General features: G+C 70.5%; 11 protein-coding genes. 4 read left to right on the top strand and 7 right to left on the bottom strand.

From position 1 onward, the window contains the following. The first annotated feature begins 2 nt into the window (after positions 1-2). The 4 genes from recX to OHT77_RS12250 all read left to right on the top strand — a co-directional run bounded on the left by recX (position 3) and on the right by OHT77_RS12250 (position 6,711). Entirely contained in the window at positions 3-965 is a 963-nt protein-coding gene (gene recX / locus OHT77_RS12265; protein WP_328828323.1) for a recombination regulator RecX, read from the top strand. Positions 966-1,147: 182 nt separating this feature from the next. Further along, positions 1,148-2,044 carry an ArsR/SmtB family transcription factor gene (locus tag OHT77_RS12260; protein WP_328828322.1) on the top strand — a complete coding sequence of 299 codons (897 nt, stop codon included), beginning with the start codon at positions 1,148-1,150 and terminating at the stop codon, positions 2,042-2,044. Continuing rightward, entirely contained in the window at positions 2,041-5,382 is a 3,342-nt protein-coding gene (locus OHT77_RS12255; protein WP_328828321.1) for an FtsX-like permease family protein, read from the top strand. The genes OHT77_RS12260 and OHT77_RS12255 overlap by 4 nt, the downstream gene beginning before the upstream one ends. Positions 5,383-5,748: 366 nt before the next feature. Next, positions 5,749-6,711 carry a sugar ABC transporter substrate-binding protein gene (locus OHT77_RS12250; RefSeq protein ID WP_443048206.1) on the top strand — a complete coding sequence of 321 codons (963 nt, stop codon included), beginning with the start codon at positions 5,749-5,751 and terminating at the stop codon, positions 6,709-6,711. 109 nt (positions 6,712-6,820) lie between these two features. On the opposite strand, the gene OHT77_RS12245 is transcribed toward OHT77_RS12250, so the two are convergent. From OHT77_RS12245 to OHT77_RS12215, 7 genes are all read right to left on the bottom strand, one after another. Beyond that, the gene (locus OHT77_RS12245) at positions 6,821-7,225 is read right to left on the bottom strand and encodes a rhodanese-like domain-containing protein (protein ID WP_328828319.1); all 405 of its coding nucleotides are present in this window, start codon (positions 7,223-7,225) and stop codon (positions 6,821-6,823) included. Further along, on the bottom strand, positions 7,222-7,761 hold the full coding sequence (locus OHT77_RS12240) for a cysteine dioxygenase (protein WP_328828318.1): 540 nt from the start codon (positions 7,759-7,761) through the stop codon (positions 7,222-7,224). The genes OHT77_RS12245 and OHT77_RS12240 overlap by 4 nt, the downstream gene beginning before the upstream one ends. A 242-nt stretch (positions 7,762-8,003) precedes the next feature. After that, complete coding sequence (locus OHT77_RS12235) at positions 8,004-9,599, bottom strand: FAD-dependent monooxygenase (RefSeq protein ID WP_328828317.1); 1,596 nt, start codon at positions 9,597-9,599, stop codon at positions 8,004-8,006. A 175-nt stretch (positions 9,600-9,774) separates the two neighbouring features. Beyond that, positions 9,775-10,680: an amino acid ABC transporter permease gene (locus OHT77_RS12230; protein ID WP_328828316.1), complete on the bottom strand. Its 906-nt coding sequence runs from the start codon at positions 10,678-10,680 to the stop codon at positions 9,775-9,777. After that, entirely contained in the window at positions 10,677-11,345 is a 669-nt protein-coding gene (locus OHT77_RS12225) for an amino acid ABC transporter permease (RefSeq protein ID WP_266773184.1), read from the bottom strand. Before OHT77_RS12225 ends, OHT77_RS12230 begins: the two co-directional genes overlap by 4 nt. A gap of 52 nt (positions 11,346-11,397) precedes the next feature. Beyond that, positions 11,398-12,240, bottom strand: a complete 843-nt coding sequence (locus tag OHT77_RS12220) for a glutamate ABC transporter substrate-binding protein (protein ID WP_328828315.1) — start codon at positions 12,238-12,240, stop codon at positions 11,398-11,400. Positions 12,241-12,430: 190 nt separating this feature from the next. Further along, a complete protein-coding gene (locus tag OHT77_RS12215) occupies positions 12,431-13,207 on the bottom strand; it encodes an amino acid ABC transporter ATP-binding protein (RefSeq protein WP_033286186.1) in 777 nt (258 codons plus the stop codon). Positions 13,208-13,276: the final 69 nt, after the last annotated feature.

The raw sequence follows: 13,276 nt of genomic DNA, 5'->3' as shown, positions 1-13,276 counted from the left end.
CCGTGACACGACGAACGGACTGGTCCGAGTACGCATATCCCGGCGCCCCCCAGGGGCGCGGGGAAGGCGGCGACGGCCTGGCCCACGGTGCGGACGGCAGGTTCGAGGAGCCGTACGGCGGTGAGCCGGGCGGCACGTGGTCGGCCGGCGGCTTCGCGGGGGAGCCCGGTCCGCCTTTCGGCGGCTCGGAGCCCGGCGACGGTTCGGCGGGCACCGGCCGGCTTTTCAGGAGCTCGGCGCCCGGCGGCAGTTCGCCCGGCGACGAGTCCGCCGATGACGACGCGTACGGCCGCGGCTCACGCCGTAGCCGTGGAGCGCGTGACCAGGGCGGCTCGAGAGGGTCTACGGCGCGCGGTGACGGCGCGCGCGGTAGGCGCGGGCGCCGTGGCCGTGGCTTCGGCGAGTCGTCCGGAGAGGACGGGGGTGACTTCTCCTCGTCGAGGGCCGAGAAGGAGGAGCCACCGGCGGACCCGGCTGAGCGGGCGCGGGGAATCTGCCTGCGCCTGCTCACCGGGAACCCGCGCACCCGCAAGCAACTCGCGGACGCCCTGCGCAAGCGGGAGATCCCGGACGAGGTGGCGGACGAGGTGCTGTCGCGGTTCGAAGAGGTCGGGCTCATCAACGACGGCGCGTTCGCGGACGCCTGGGTGGAGTCCCGGCACCGCGGCCGGGGCCTGGCCCGGCGCGCGCTCTCCCAGGAACTGCGCACCAAGGGCATCGACTCGACACTGATCGACGAGGCCGTCTCCCAGCTCGACTCCGAGCAGGAGGAGACGACGGCCCGCGAACTGGTCGACCGCAAACTGCGGTCCACCCGAGGCCTCGACCGCGACAAGAGGCTGCGCCGCCTCGCGGGCATGCTGGCCCGCAAGGGCTACTCCCAGGGCATGGCCCTCAGAGTCGTCCGACAGGCGCTGGAGGAAGAGGGCGAGGACACGGAGTTCCTCGGGGACGAGGGGTACTGATCCGGAACGGTTCCGGTTCCGACCCTTCGATGGTGCGGACGTCCTGAACACGGTGGACGCGCGGGGGCGCCGACCGCGTTCAGGCAAGCACCGGGGTGATGGCCGAGGTAGGGCTAACCCCCCACGGAAGACGCCGGATTGCCGCAGTGCACAGACACCTGTGCACAAACGACTGTGTACGCATGGCACAGGAACCCGGCACCACCGGCCCGGAGACGCCCACCGAGCGGACCCCGGCGACACCCGCACCGGTCGAACTCTCCGACCTCGCCGCGCTGAAGGCCCTCGCGCAGCCCCGCCGGCAGCGCATGCTTCAGCACCTCACCCTGCACGGCCCCGCGACCTCGGCCACCCTCGCCCGCGCACTGGGCCTGAACACCGGCTCCACCAGCTACCACCTGCGTGAACTCGCCCGGTACGGCTTCGTCGAGGAGACGGAAGCGGGGGCGGGGACCGAGGCTGGAACTGAGGCTGGGGAAACCGGGACCGGAGCCGGGGTTGCGAAGGCGGCGGAGTCCGCGGCGGAGGAACGGCGGACGGAGCGCGCGCCCGGCCATGGTCGCGAGCGCTGGTGGAGAGCCGTCCCCGGTGACCGCCGGTTTCCGCCGCGCAGCCGCCAGAGTGCCGAGATGCGGCACGTCATGGATGAGCTCAACCACCATGCGTACGCCGCCGATCTGGAGCTCTTCGAGCAGCTTCAGCGGGGCTCCGCCGAGAGCGGGCCGTGGGCGGACGCGTTCCCGTACTCGCGCGGCACGATCCGGCTGACCCCGGCCGAACTCGGGGAGTTCTTCGAGGAGTACATCGCCCTCCTCAACCGGTACAAGCGCCCCGAAGCGGAGACACCGACCGGCGCGCGCACCGTGCTGACCCGGTTCCTCGCCTTCCCGGCGCCTCTCATCGATGCGGATGCGGATGCGGATGGGGGTGGGGGTGGGGGTGCGGACGCTGGTGCTGCTGTCGCTGCGGATTCCAAGGTGGGGGCTGATGCCGGAGCCGGAATCGGAGCCGAAGTCGCCCCCGCGTGCCCCGCCGACGCCACCCCGGTACACAACAGAAAAGAGACCGAGCCCTCATGATGCTGCGCTACGCCCTCCGGTCCGTCCGCGCCCGCAAGGCCGGTTTCCTCGGCGCCTTCCTCGCCCTGATGTGCGCGGCCGCCCTCATCACGGCCTGCGGCACCCTCCTCGACACCGGATTGCGCGGCACCATCCGTACCGAGCGCTACGCGGCGAGCCCCGTCGTGGTCTCCGCCGACCAGAACGTCCACCAGACCACCGTGAAGCACAAGAAGGGCAAGACCAAGGTCAAGCACAAGGCGAAGCCGATCGCCGAGCGCGCCTGGCTCCCCGCGAGCCTGGAGAGCACGCTCGCGCGGACGCCGGGTGTCGCCCGCGTAGTGCCCGAACTGACCTTCCTCGCCCAGCCGTTGGCCCCCACCAGCACCGGTGGGCAGCCTGCGTACGGGCACGCCTGGGACTCCGCCGTGCTGACCCCGTACCGCCTGGTCACCGGCAGCGCTCCGCACTCCGCGACGGATCTCGTCATCGACCGCTACCTCGCCGAGCGCGCCCGCCTCCGGCTCGGTGACCGGCTCACCGTCCAGTCGACACAGGCCCCGCGCAGCTACCGGATCACCGGGATCGCCGCTCCCGCCACGGCCGTACGCCATCAGACGTCGCTCTTCTTCTCCACCGCCGAGGCTCAGAGACTGGCCGTGCACCCTGGCCAGGTCACCGCGTTCGGCGTGCTCCCGGCCAAGGGCACGAGCACGGCCCGGCTGCAGCAAGCGGTGGCGGCGGCGCTCCACGGAACCGGCACAGCGCACGCCGGAACCAGCGCGCGCCCCGGCTCCACCACTCCACTCGACAGCACCGCTCAGGTCACCACCGGGGACGCACGCGGCCCCGTCGAGTTCCTGAACGCCGCCGCGGCGAGGATCAGGCTGGTCAGCATGGGCGGCGCGATGGGCGGCACCTCGCTGCTCGTGGCGATCCTCGTGGTCGTCGGCACCTTCACGCTCTCCGTCCAACAACGCCACCGCGAACTCGCCCTGCTCCGCGCGGTGGCCGCCACCTCCGCCCAGATCCGCAGCCTCCTCGGCCGCGAGGCCCTGATCGTCGGCACAGTCGCCGGAACCGCAGGCGCCCTGCTCGGCCTACCCCTGGGCACTTGGCTCTACGACAGGTTCGTCGCCTTGGACGCAGTCCCCGCCACACTCCAGCACACCACCGGCGCCGTCCCGCCCCTGGCCGCCCTCGCCGTGACGGTCCTGGGCGCCTGGGCCGCGGCCCGGATCGCCTCCCGCCGCATCTCCCGAATTCACCCGGCCCAGGCGCTTGCCGAGGCGGGATCCGAACCGGGGGCTGGATTCGAACCAGGATCCCGAGCCGTAGCCGTAGCCGTAGCCGTAGCCGAAGACCGAGCCGACGACAGCGCTGAAGCAGGAGCCGAAGTCGGAGCCCAAGCCCAAGCCGGAGTTGAAGTCGGACGCGCGGCCCCAGTCCGAGCTAAAGCCGGACGCGGAGCCGAACTTGGGGGCCGAGTTGAAGCCGGAGCCGAAGAACTCGGAGCCGAGCCTCGGGCCGGAGCCGGAGCCGGAGCCGGAGCCGGAACTGAACTCGGGCGCAGGGCAGGCGCCCGAGTCGAGCCCGGAGCCGGAGCCGACCTTCCGGGCAGACCTGAAGCCGGAGCACTCGGAGCCACCCCTAAAGCCGGAGCCACCCCTAAAGCCGGAGTCACCGCTCAAGCCGGAGCCGGAGCCAGCGCCCCAGCCGGAGCCAGCACCCCAGCCGAAACTGACGCTCGACTCGGACCCGGAACTGAACCTGATGCCACAGCCGGCTTCGACGCCGCACCCGGAACTGACCCCGAAGCCGCAGCCGGCCCCCACCCCGCAGCCGCCCCCGAAACCCAAGCCCACCCCGCAGCCACCGAACCCACACCCCCTCGCCCCACCCATGGCCACCCAACCCAAACCCGCCCCAACCGCGCCGGACCCAAGCACCCCCGCCTCACGCGCCGCCGCCCCGCAGACCCTCACTCCGCGCACCCCCGCCTCACGCACCCCCGCCCCACACCCCCTCGCCGTCACCTCGCCCACCCCCACCGCAACCACCCCCACCCCACCCGAACCCGCCTACTCGCCGGCCTCCCCCTCCTCGCCCTCGGCATCGCCCTGGTCGCCCTGCTCAGTCAGCTCCGTACCGAACCCGCCTCAACCCCCGTGACCTTCCTGGCCGTTGTGGTCCTGTCCACCTCCGTCGCTCTCCTCGGACCGCTCCTCGTCAAGGCGGCCACCTTCGTGGGCGGTGGCACGCTGCGCCGTACCGGACCGTGCGGTCGGCTCGCGGTCGCCCATCTCCGGGGCAATGCCACCCGCATGGCCTCGGTCGTCACCCCCCTCACCCTCCTGATCGGCATGACCTGCACCGTCCTGTTCGTCCAGCCCACCCTTGGTGACGCCGCCCGCGCCCAGGTCCGGGAAGGTGTCCGCGCAGACTGGGTCGTCGCCTCCCAGGGGCCGGGCGTCCCGGCGGACGCCGCACGGCAACTCCGTGCTCGGCACGACGTAGTCACCGAAGTCGTCCGTACGACAGTCCGCGTGGGCCTCGCCAAATACGCGGCGCAAGGCGTCACACCGGCCGGACTCACCCGCACCTGGGATCCCGACGTCACCGCCGGATCACTCCGCGGCCTCACCGAGCGCACCGCGGCCGTAAGCGAACTGGCCGCGGACCAGCTCCACTTGAAGCCCGGCAGCACCCTCAAGCTGACGCTCGGCGACGGCACGCCCCGCACGCTCACCGTCGTCGCCGTCTACGCCAGAGGTCTCGGCTTCGGCGATCTCACCTTCGCGCACGATCTCGTCGCCCGGCACGTCGACAATCCGCTCGCCTCCTCCGTCTTCGTCAGCACGACCCGTACACAGACACAACTCGCGACTACCCTCCGTGAGTTCCCGGGCGTCCAAGTTCTTGCGCCGGCCGCCGCCGACTCGCTCCAGGCGCGGCGGCAGCAGGCGAACGCCGAGGTCAACTACCTGGCCATGGGACTCGTCCTCGCCTTCACCGCCATCGCCGTGGTCAACACGCTCGCCATGTCGGTCGCGGAGCGTGTCCGGGAGTTCGCGTTGCTCCGCCTCGCCGGGGCGACCCGCCGTCAGGTACTGCGCATGCTCCGCGCCGAGGCGCTCTCGGTCCTGCTGCTCGCCACCGCCCTCGGCAGCGGCATCGCTCTCGCCGTCCTGACCGCGTTCAGCGTCGGGATGACCGGCCGGGCGGCCCCATCGGTCGAACCCCTCGTGTACCTCACGGTGATCGGGGTGGCCGGCACCCTCGCCCTCGTCGCCACGGCGTTGCCGGGACGCGTGGCGCTCAGGGTCCGAGCGGTCACGGTGGCGACCGCCAGACAGTGACCGAACGAGACCGCTGGGGAAGCCGGGACGCACACCCGGGACTCCCCCCCCGCACGCTCCACAGGGAGGCCCCACGGAACGTACGCCCAAGAGGCAATCAGACGCCCGCCCAGGAGGAGCCTCGACCGCCGGTCCCCAGAAGTCACCCACCCCCCCCACCAGCGTGCGCGCCACGCAGACTTAGCGTGCATTCCGCGGAGGGTGCGCATGTTTGGCCCGGCGGTAGCTTCTGCTGCCGACCCGCGATCGCCAAACCCCAACTCCCCGGCCCTCCCCGCCTGCTGAGCCACAGTCAGGCCTGCCTGAGTGCCTTCGGCCGCTCGTCGACCGGTCCTCGTACGCCCTGAAAGGCGGCCACCCTTGTCGTTGTCCCTGCCCGCGCACCACCGAAGAACCCTGGTCGTCCTCATGGCCGGTATCTGTCTCCTGCTGAGTGGCTGCGGACTGGAGTCCAGCGCCACGCCCGCCCACGACGGGCCCACCACCCTCGGGTTCGTCAACGGCGGCAGCACGGAGTTCCACACCTGTCTGCAGCGGTCGATCGAGAACACGGCCAAGAGCAACTTCGCGAAGCTCGTCACGGCCGACTCGCATCAGGACGCAGCGCGGGAACTGTCCAACATCCAGGAGATGATCGCCCGCCATGTCGACGCGATCATCGTGCAGACCGTCGACACCACCGCCCTCAAGAGCGACATCGCCAAGGCCAAGGCCGCGCACATCCCGATCTTCCTGACCTCGGTCAGCGCCGATCCGAACGACATCCTGGGGGCCGTCGTCGTCAACCTGAAGACGGTGGGCAAGCTGGACGCCGACTGGATCAAGGACGACGCCGGGGGACGTGACGTACAGGTGGGTGTCATCGCGGGCGCCCCGGGCGCGGCCTCCGACCTGCTCGTCGGCGGGTTGACCAAGGGGCTCCCGGCGAACGCGAAGGTGGTCGCGAACCAGCCCGCCATGTTCGTCGCCGCGAAGGCCAGGACCGTCGCCGAGGGCATGATCAAGGCGCACCCCGACCTGGACTACGCCTTCGTCGCCAACGAGGAGATGGCGTTCGCCGCCCGCAAGGCGTTCGACGCGGCCGGCGGCAAGAAGGTCAAGATCGTGACGGTCAACGGCACCGACGAAGCGCTGGCCGCCCTCAAGGACGGCCGTTTCGCCGCCACGGTCTCCAACTCGGCCAAGGACACCGGCGAACTGGCCGTCACCAACACCATCAGCCTTCTCCGTAAGGAGAAGGTGCAGAAGATCGCCACCACACCGGCCCGCCTGATCACCAAGGGCAACGCGGACACCGCCCCGCTCTACTGCCCTTCCGACGCGCTGTGAGCGGGCCGGAAGGGCACGTCGTGGACAGCGAGCCAGAAGCCCGACCGTCCGCCCTGCCGTAGACAGAGCGGACGGAGTGCGACATCCCGTGCTGGCACAGCCAGCGTGTCTAGAAGGACGTGACCGGAAGTCCCGCAGCCTTCCATGCCTGGAAGCCGCCGACGAGGTCCGTCGCGCGGTGCAGGCCCAGTCGGTGCAGGGACGCGGCCGCCAGGCTGGACGCGTAGCCCTCGTTGCAGATCACCACGACGCGCAGGTCGTGGCCGGTGGCTTCGGGGGCGCGGTGGCTGCCCCGGGGGTCGAGACGCCACTCCAGTTCGTTGCGCTCGACGACCAGGGCGCCGGGGATGAGGCCGTCCCGGTCGCGCAGGGCGGCGTAGCGGATGTCGACCAGAAGGGCGTCGCCGTCGCGGGCCGCTTCGTACGCGGCCCGCGCCTCGATCCGGTGGTAGTCCGCGCGGACCCGCTCCAGCAACTCGTCTATGCCGGGCGGCTGTTCGCGTACGGCGCTCACTGCCAGTCCTCCGGGCGCTCGACCTGCTCCAGGCGCAGCACCGGGCCCGTGCGGCTGTAGCGGCGGATCTGCGGCAGCGGCGGGTAGTAGGCGTGGACGGAGATCGCGTGCTCTTCGAGCGACTCGTTGAGCACCTCGTGGACGTGGTGGCGGCCGAAGGCGCGGCCCTTGCCGGTCGGCAGCCGGCGCTCGCGGTCGACGCCCTCCTCCAGTTCGAGGGTCTTCCAGCCGTGGCTGGGGAGTCGAGCGGCGAGCGAGTTCTCCTTGAGTTCGCCGGCGGCGGTGAGGAAGGCGCCGACCGATTCGGCGTGGTCGTGCCAGCCGGTCCCGCTGCCGGGCGGCCAGCCGATCAGCCACGCCTCGCTGCCGCCGGGGCCTTCGAGCCGTACCCAGGTGCGGCCTTCGGGGTCGAGCGGGAGCGAGGCGATCAGCTCGGCGTCGGCGGCCGTGCGCCGGACGAAGTCGAGGAGGTCCGCCTGTGTCGGGGCCTGAGCGGGCACGGCGGGGGACACGGGGGCAGAGGGGAAGACAGACACGTGCACCGTCCTGATGAAGGTTCGCGAAGGTGCGCGCAGGCATCACAGAAGTGGCGCGCGCGGGTGAGGGAGATGCGAATTCAGCAGGAGATGTGACACACGCAGCCCACGTAGCGGACAAGGTCCAGATGGACCTTCCGCCACAGGTGGACAGAGGTATCAGTCACGATTCGGAGTACAGCATGGCGGTGCGGACCGGTCAACTCACCGTCACTATGTGGACAGCGGCCGGCCCGCCGGCCTCAGCGTGAACCGGCCGTCGCCTCCGTCCGCGCCGGACCGCCCAGCGTCGCCTCCGCCGCCGCGTACAGGTCGGCCGGACGCACCCCGCTCAGCGCTGTGACCAGGTGTCCGTCGGGCCGTACGAGCAGGACGGTGTGGGCGGCGGCGCCCGGGTAGCTCTCGGCGACCAGCAGCTCGGCCGGGTGCGGCAGGGCGGTCACGGCGGCGGCGAGCCGGGGCATGATCCCGGCGGTCACCCAGTGCTTGCGCTCCCACACGCCCGTGCCCGGCGCGACCAGCACGACCAGCAGGGATCCCCGCCCGAGGCGGTCCCGCAGCCGTACGAAGGCGCCGTCCTCGGCGGTGACCCGGACGTCGGCGACGGGCGCGCCGGGCGGGGTGTCGACGGGGACCTCGGCCTCGATGTGCAGGGGTGCGAGCGGTGAGTCGGCGTACGCCCCCGGCGCACCTAGCGCGCCGCGCCCCAGGTGACCGTCCGTGAGCAGCACGTCGTGGTTGCGCGTCGAGCCGGGCACGACGGCGCGCAGTCCGGCGCCGCCGCGCACGAGCGGCAGCGCTTGGTCGGCGGCGCGCAGCCGGGCGGCGACGACCGCCCGCCGCTCCTCCTGATAGCTGTCGAGCAGCGCTTCGTGCGGCCCGTGGTGCCAGGCCAGGGCGAGCTTCCAGGCGAGGTTGTCGGCGTCCCGCAGCCCCTCGTCCAGCCCCTGTGTCCCGAGCGCGCCCAGCAGATGCGCCGCGTCCCCCGCGAGAAACACCCGCCCCACGCGCCACCGCCGCGCGAGCCGGTGGTGCACGGTGTGCACACCGGTGTCGAGCAGTTCGTACGGCGGGGTCGAACCCTCGGTCCAGCCCGCGAGCGTCTCCCGGATGCGGGCCAGCAGCAGCTCGGGGGTGACCAGGTCCTTGCCCGGGGGCAGCAGCCAGTCCAGGCGCCACACGCCGTCGGGGAGAGGGCGTCCGGTGACCTCCCCGACCGAGGGTCCGGACGTCCGCCACGGCGGCACCCGATGCAACAACGCCTGGTCGGGCCACGGAAGTTCCGTGCGCAGCGCGGCCACGGCGTGTCGCTCCACCGCCGTACGGCCGGGGAAGCGGATGTCGAGGAGCTTGCGGACGGTCGAGCGCGGGCCGTCGCAGCCGACCAGGTGACTGCCGCGCCACCAGGTGCCGTTGGGGCCGCGGGTGTGGGCGGTGATGCCCGAAGGTTCCTGCTCGATCGAGTCCAGGCGGTTGTCCGGGGCGATCTTCACCAGCCGCTCGCCCGCGAGAGCCTGCCGGAGGGCGCCGGTCAGGACGTGCTGGGCGATGTGCAGGGGGGCGGGTTCGGTCTCGTCGAAGGTGATCTCGCGTGTCACCTGCTTGCGCCGCATCGACCGCCATCCGGCCCAGTGCGTTCCGGCCCCGCCGAGCGGCGCGCCGGTCAGCCGCTCCAGGAGCGCGGTGGTGTCCTCGCGCAGGACGACGGTGCGCGCGGGGCGCGGTTCGTCCTTGCCCGGACCCTCGTCGAGGAGGACGGAGGGCACCTCCTGCCGCGCCAGTGCCAGGGCGAGCGTGAGCCCGACGGGCCCAGCCCCGACGATGATCACCGGGTCCACGGTGCGGCGCCCCCTGCCCGTGACGGTGTCCTCAGGGACGCATGTGAACAGGAAGTTGGAGCAGGGTGCACGATCACAGAACGTATGCAACCCATTGCCGGTGCTTGCGTCAAGTGACGGAGGCAGTGGCGATCATGCCACTGCCTCCGTGTCGTTCACGCCTTTTGACGGATCATCACACCCCGCCGGCGCCGGTCCCATACGATCCGCCGACCTGCGCGGGGCTGAGCCCCGTCGCGTCATCCAGGTCGACGGTCGCGCCCGTGCTCTTCTTGCTGCGCCGCAGCCTGCGCTCCAGCCAGCTCGCGAAAGTGGTGAGGGCGAGGTTCAGGAGGATGTAGATGATTCCTACGACGATGAAACTCGCCACCACATTGGCGTAGTTGGCCGCCAGTGTGCTGCGCGAGTTGAGCAGCTCCGTGAAGCCCAGCATCACACCGCCCAGCGCGGTGTCCTTCACGATGACCACGAGCTGGCTGACGATGGCCGGCAGCATGGCGGTGACGGACTGCGGCAGCAGGATGCTCGTCATCGTCTGGCCCTTGCGCAGACCGATCGCGTACGCGGCCTCCGTCTGCCCCTTCGGGAGGGACAGGATGCCCGCCCTGACGATCTCGGCGAGCACCGAGGCGTTGTAGAGCACCAGGCCGGTGACCACGGCGTACAGGGGCCGTTCCTCGCTGCTGATGCCCGAGGAGCGGACGTAGAACTCGTTCGCGAACAGCATCAGCAGAAGGACCGGGATCGACCGGAAGAACTCGACCACCACTCCGGCGGGCACCCGCACCCACCTGTGGTCGGACATCCGGGCGATACCGAAGAACGCGCCCAGGGGGAGGGCTATCACCATGGCGAGGCCGGCGGCCTTCAGGGTGTCGCCGAGGCCCGGCAGCAGATACGTCGTCCAGGCGTCCGCCGTGGTGAACGGCTGCCACAGGGACCACTTCAGCTGCCCCTTGTCGTCCATCGTCTGCCAGACCCACCACAAGAAGAGGGCCAGCAGGACGAAGAACACCACGGAGAGGAGCACGTTGCGCCGCTTGGCACGGGGGCCGGGCGCGTCGTAGAGGACGGAGGTCATCGCTTCACCGCCATTCGCTTGCCCAGCCAGCCGAGGAGGAGGCCGGTGGGCAGGGTCAGTACCACGAAGCCGAACGCGAAGACCGCGCCGATGGCGACCGTCTGGGCCTCGTTCTCGATCATCGTCTTCATCAGGGCCGCCGCCTCGGCGACCCCGATCGCCGCCGCCACGGTGGTGTTCTTCGTGAGGGCGATCAGTACGTTCGCCAGCGGTGCGATGACCGCGCGGAACGCCTGCGGAAGGATGACGATCCGCAGCACCTGACTGAAGCTCAGCCCGATGGCGCGGGCCGCCTCCGCCTGGCCGACCGGCACCGTGTTGATGCCCGAGCGCACCGCCTCACAGACGAAGGCCGCGTGGTACGCCACGAGACCCAGCAGGGCCAGCCGGAAACCCTGCACCTTGAAGTCGTCGGACGCGCCCATGGTGACGCCGAAGATGTCGGCGAGGCCGAGCGAGGTGAAGACGATGATGACCGTCAGAGGGATGTTCCGGACGGTGTTCACGTAGAAGGTGGCGAAACCACGCATCAGTGGGACCGGGCTGACCCGCATTCCGGCCAGCAGTGTGCCCCAGACCAGGGAGCCGAGGGCGGAGAGGGCGGTGAGTTTCACCGTCATCCAGAACGCCCCGAGGACGTCATAACCTTGAAGAAAGTCGAACACGATCTCCCGCGCTTCCGGGTATGGGGCCTGCCTTACCGGGGTTTTCTCGGGCTTACTTGACGATGTTGCCGATCTTCGGGGCGGGCTCGTTCTTGTAGTCGGCCGGGCCGAAGTTCTTGGTCACCGCGGTCTGCCAGGCGCCGCTGCTGACCATCTTCTCCAGCGCGGTGTTGATCTTGCCGACGGTCGCGGAGTCGCCCTTCTTGACGCCGATGCCGTAGTTCTCGTTGCTGAGCTTCAGGCCGGCGAGCTTGAACTGACCCTTGAACTTGTCCTGCGCGGCGAAGCCCGCGAGGATCGAGTCGTCCGTGGTCACCGCGTCGACGGCACCGCTCTGGAGGGCCGCGATGCACTCCGAGTAGCCCGCGTTCTCACGGAGGTTGGCCTTCGGGGCGATCGTGTCGTGGATGTTCTGCGCCGAGGTCGAGCCGGTCACGGAACAGAGGTTCTTGCCGTTGAGGTCCGTGGCCTTCGCGATCGTCGAGTCCTTCTTGACGAGCAGGTCCTGGTGCGCCAGCAGGTAGGGGCCGGCGAAGTCGACCTTCTTCTTGCGCTCGTCGTTGATCGAGTACGTGGCCGCGATGAACTTGACGTCGCCGCGCGCCAGCGCGTTCTCACGGTCGGCGCTCTTGGTCTCGACCCACTCGATCTGGGTGGGCTTGTAGCCGAGCTGGCCGGCCACGTAGGTCGCCACGTCCACGTCGAAGCCGGCGTAGGTGCCGTCCGGCTGCTTCAGGCCGAGGCCCGGCTGGTCGAATTTGATGCCGATCTTGATCTTGCTGCCGCCGCCGGAGCCCGAACCGGAGTCGTCCTTGTCGCCGCTTCCGCAGGCCGTCGCGGCGAGCGAGAGGACGAGAGCGGTGCTGGCGAAGAGGGTGACCTTGCGAAGCTTCATGGTGAACATCCTTTGACTGGTGCGGAGATGAGGGCCCATCAGGGCGTGTGACGGCGGCCGTCAGGGCGTGCGGGGCCCTCAGCGGCAGTCGGCGGCCGCCCGCCGTCGGCGGGCCGCCAGTGGCTGGCTGTAGCGGTTCGTCAGCGCTCGTGGCTGATCGTCAGGGAATGCCGGCGAAGGCCGGCGGTCGTCAGTGGTGCAGGATCTTCGACAGGAAGTCCTTGGCGCGGTCGCTGCGCGGGTTGCTGAAGAACTGGTCCGGCACGGCCTCTTCGACGATGCGTCCGTCGGCCATGAACACCACGCGGTTGGCGGCCGAGCGGGCGAAGCCCATCTCATGGGTGACGACGATCATCGTCATCCCGTCCCGGGCGAGCTGCTGCATGACCTCCAGCACCTCGTTGATCATCTCCGGGTCGAGCGCCGAGGTCGGCTCGTCGAAGAGCATCACCTTGGGGTCCATGGCCAGGGCCCGCGCGATGGCGACGCGCTGCTGCTGACCGCCGGACAGCTGGGCCGGGTACTTGTCCGCCTGCGTGGCCACGCCGACCCGGTCGAGCAACGCCCGGGCCTTCTCCTCGGCCTGCTTGCGGTCGGCCTTGCGGACCTTGATCTGACCCAGCATCACGTTCTCGAGCACGGTCTTGTGCGCGAAGAGGTTGAAGGACTGGAAGACCATTCCGACGTCCGCACGAAGCCGGGCCAGCTCTCTGCCCTCCTGGGGCAGCGGCTTGCCGTCGATCGTGATCGAACCCGAATCGGTCGTCTCCAGGCGGTTGATGGTGCGGCACAGAGTGGACTTCCCGGACCCGGAGGGCCCGATCACCACGACGACCTCGCCGCGGGCGATCGTCAGATCGATGTCCTGGAGTACGTGCAACGCGCCGAAGTGCTTGTTGACGCTCTTCAGGACGACGAGTTCGCCGGTCGCGGCCACATTTTCCTTGGCCACCGATACTTCGGTCATCGCTTGCTGGCTCCGTCCTCGTCGGTTGCGGAGGACAGTAGTGAGGCCGTACGACCAGCGTCATCACAT

Origin of the sequence: Streptomyces sp. NBC_00252, assembly GCF_036187565.1 — a bacterium.
GTDB lineage: Bacteria > Actinomycetota > Actinomycetes > Streptomycetales > Streptomycetaceae > Streptomyces.
The sequence above is the reverse complement of the archived record's forward strand: the minus strand, read 5'-3'. Positions and strand labels throughout refer to the sequence as shown.

What these genes read in the sequence shown, in the direction of transcription:
- OHT77_RS12260 (WP_328828322.1), top strand. Translation starts at nt 1,148, where the DNA reads ATGGCACAGGAACCCGGCACCACCGGCCCGGAGACGCCCACCGAGCGG.
- OHT77_RS12255 (WP_328828321.1), top strand. Translation starts at nt 2,041, where the DNA reads ATGATGCTGCGCTACGCCCTCCGGTCCGTCCGCGCCCGCAAGGCCGGT.
- OHT77_RS12230 (WP_328828316.1), bottom strand. Translation starts at nt 10,680, where the DNA reads ATGACCTCCGTCCTCTACGACGCGCCCGGCCCCCGTGCCAAGCGGCGC.
- OHT77_RS12220 (WP_328828315.1), bottom strand. Translation starts at nt 12,240, where the DNA reads ATGAAGCTTCGCAAGGTCACCCTCTTCGCCAGCACCGCTCTCGTCCTC.
- OHT77_RS12215 (WP_033286186.1), bottom strand. Translation starts at nt 13,207, where the DNA reads ATGACCGAAGTATCGGTGGCCAAGGAAAATGTGGCCGCGACCGGCGAA.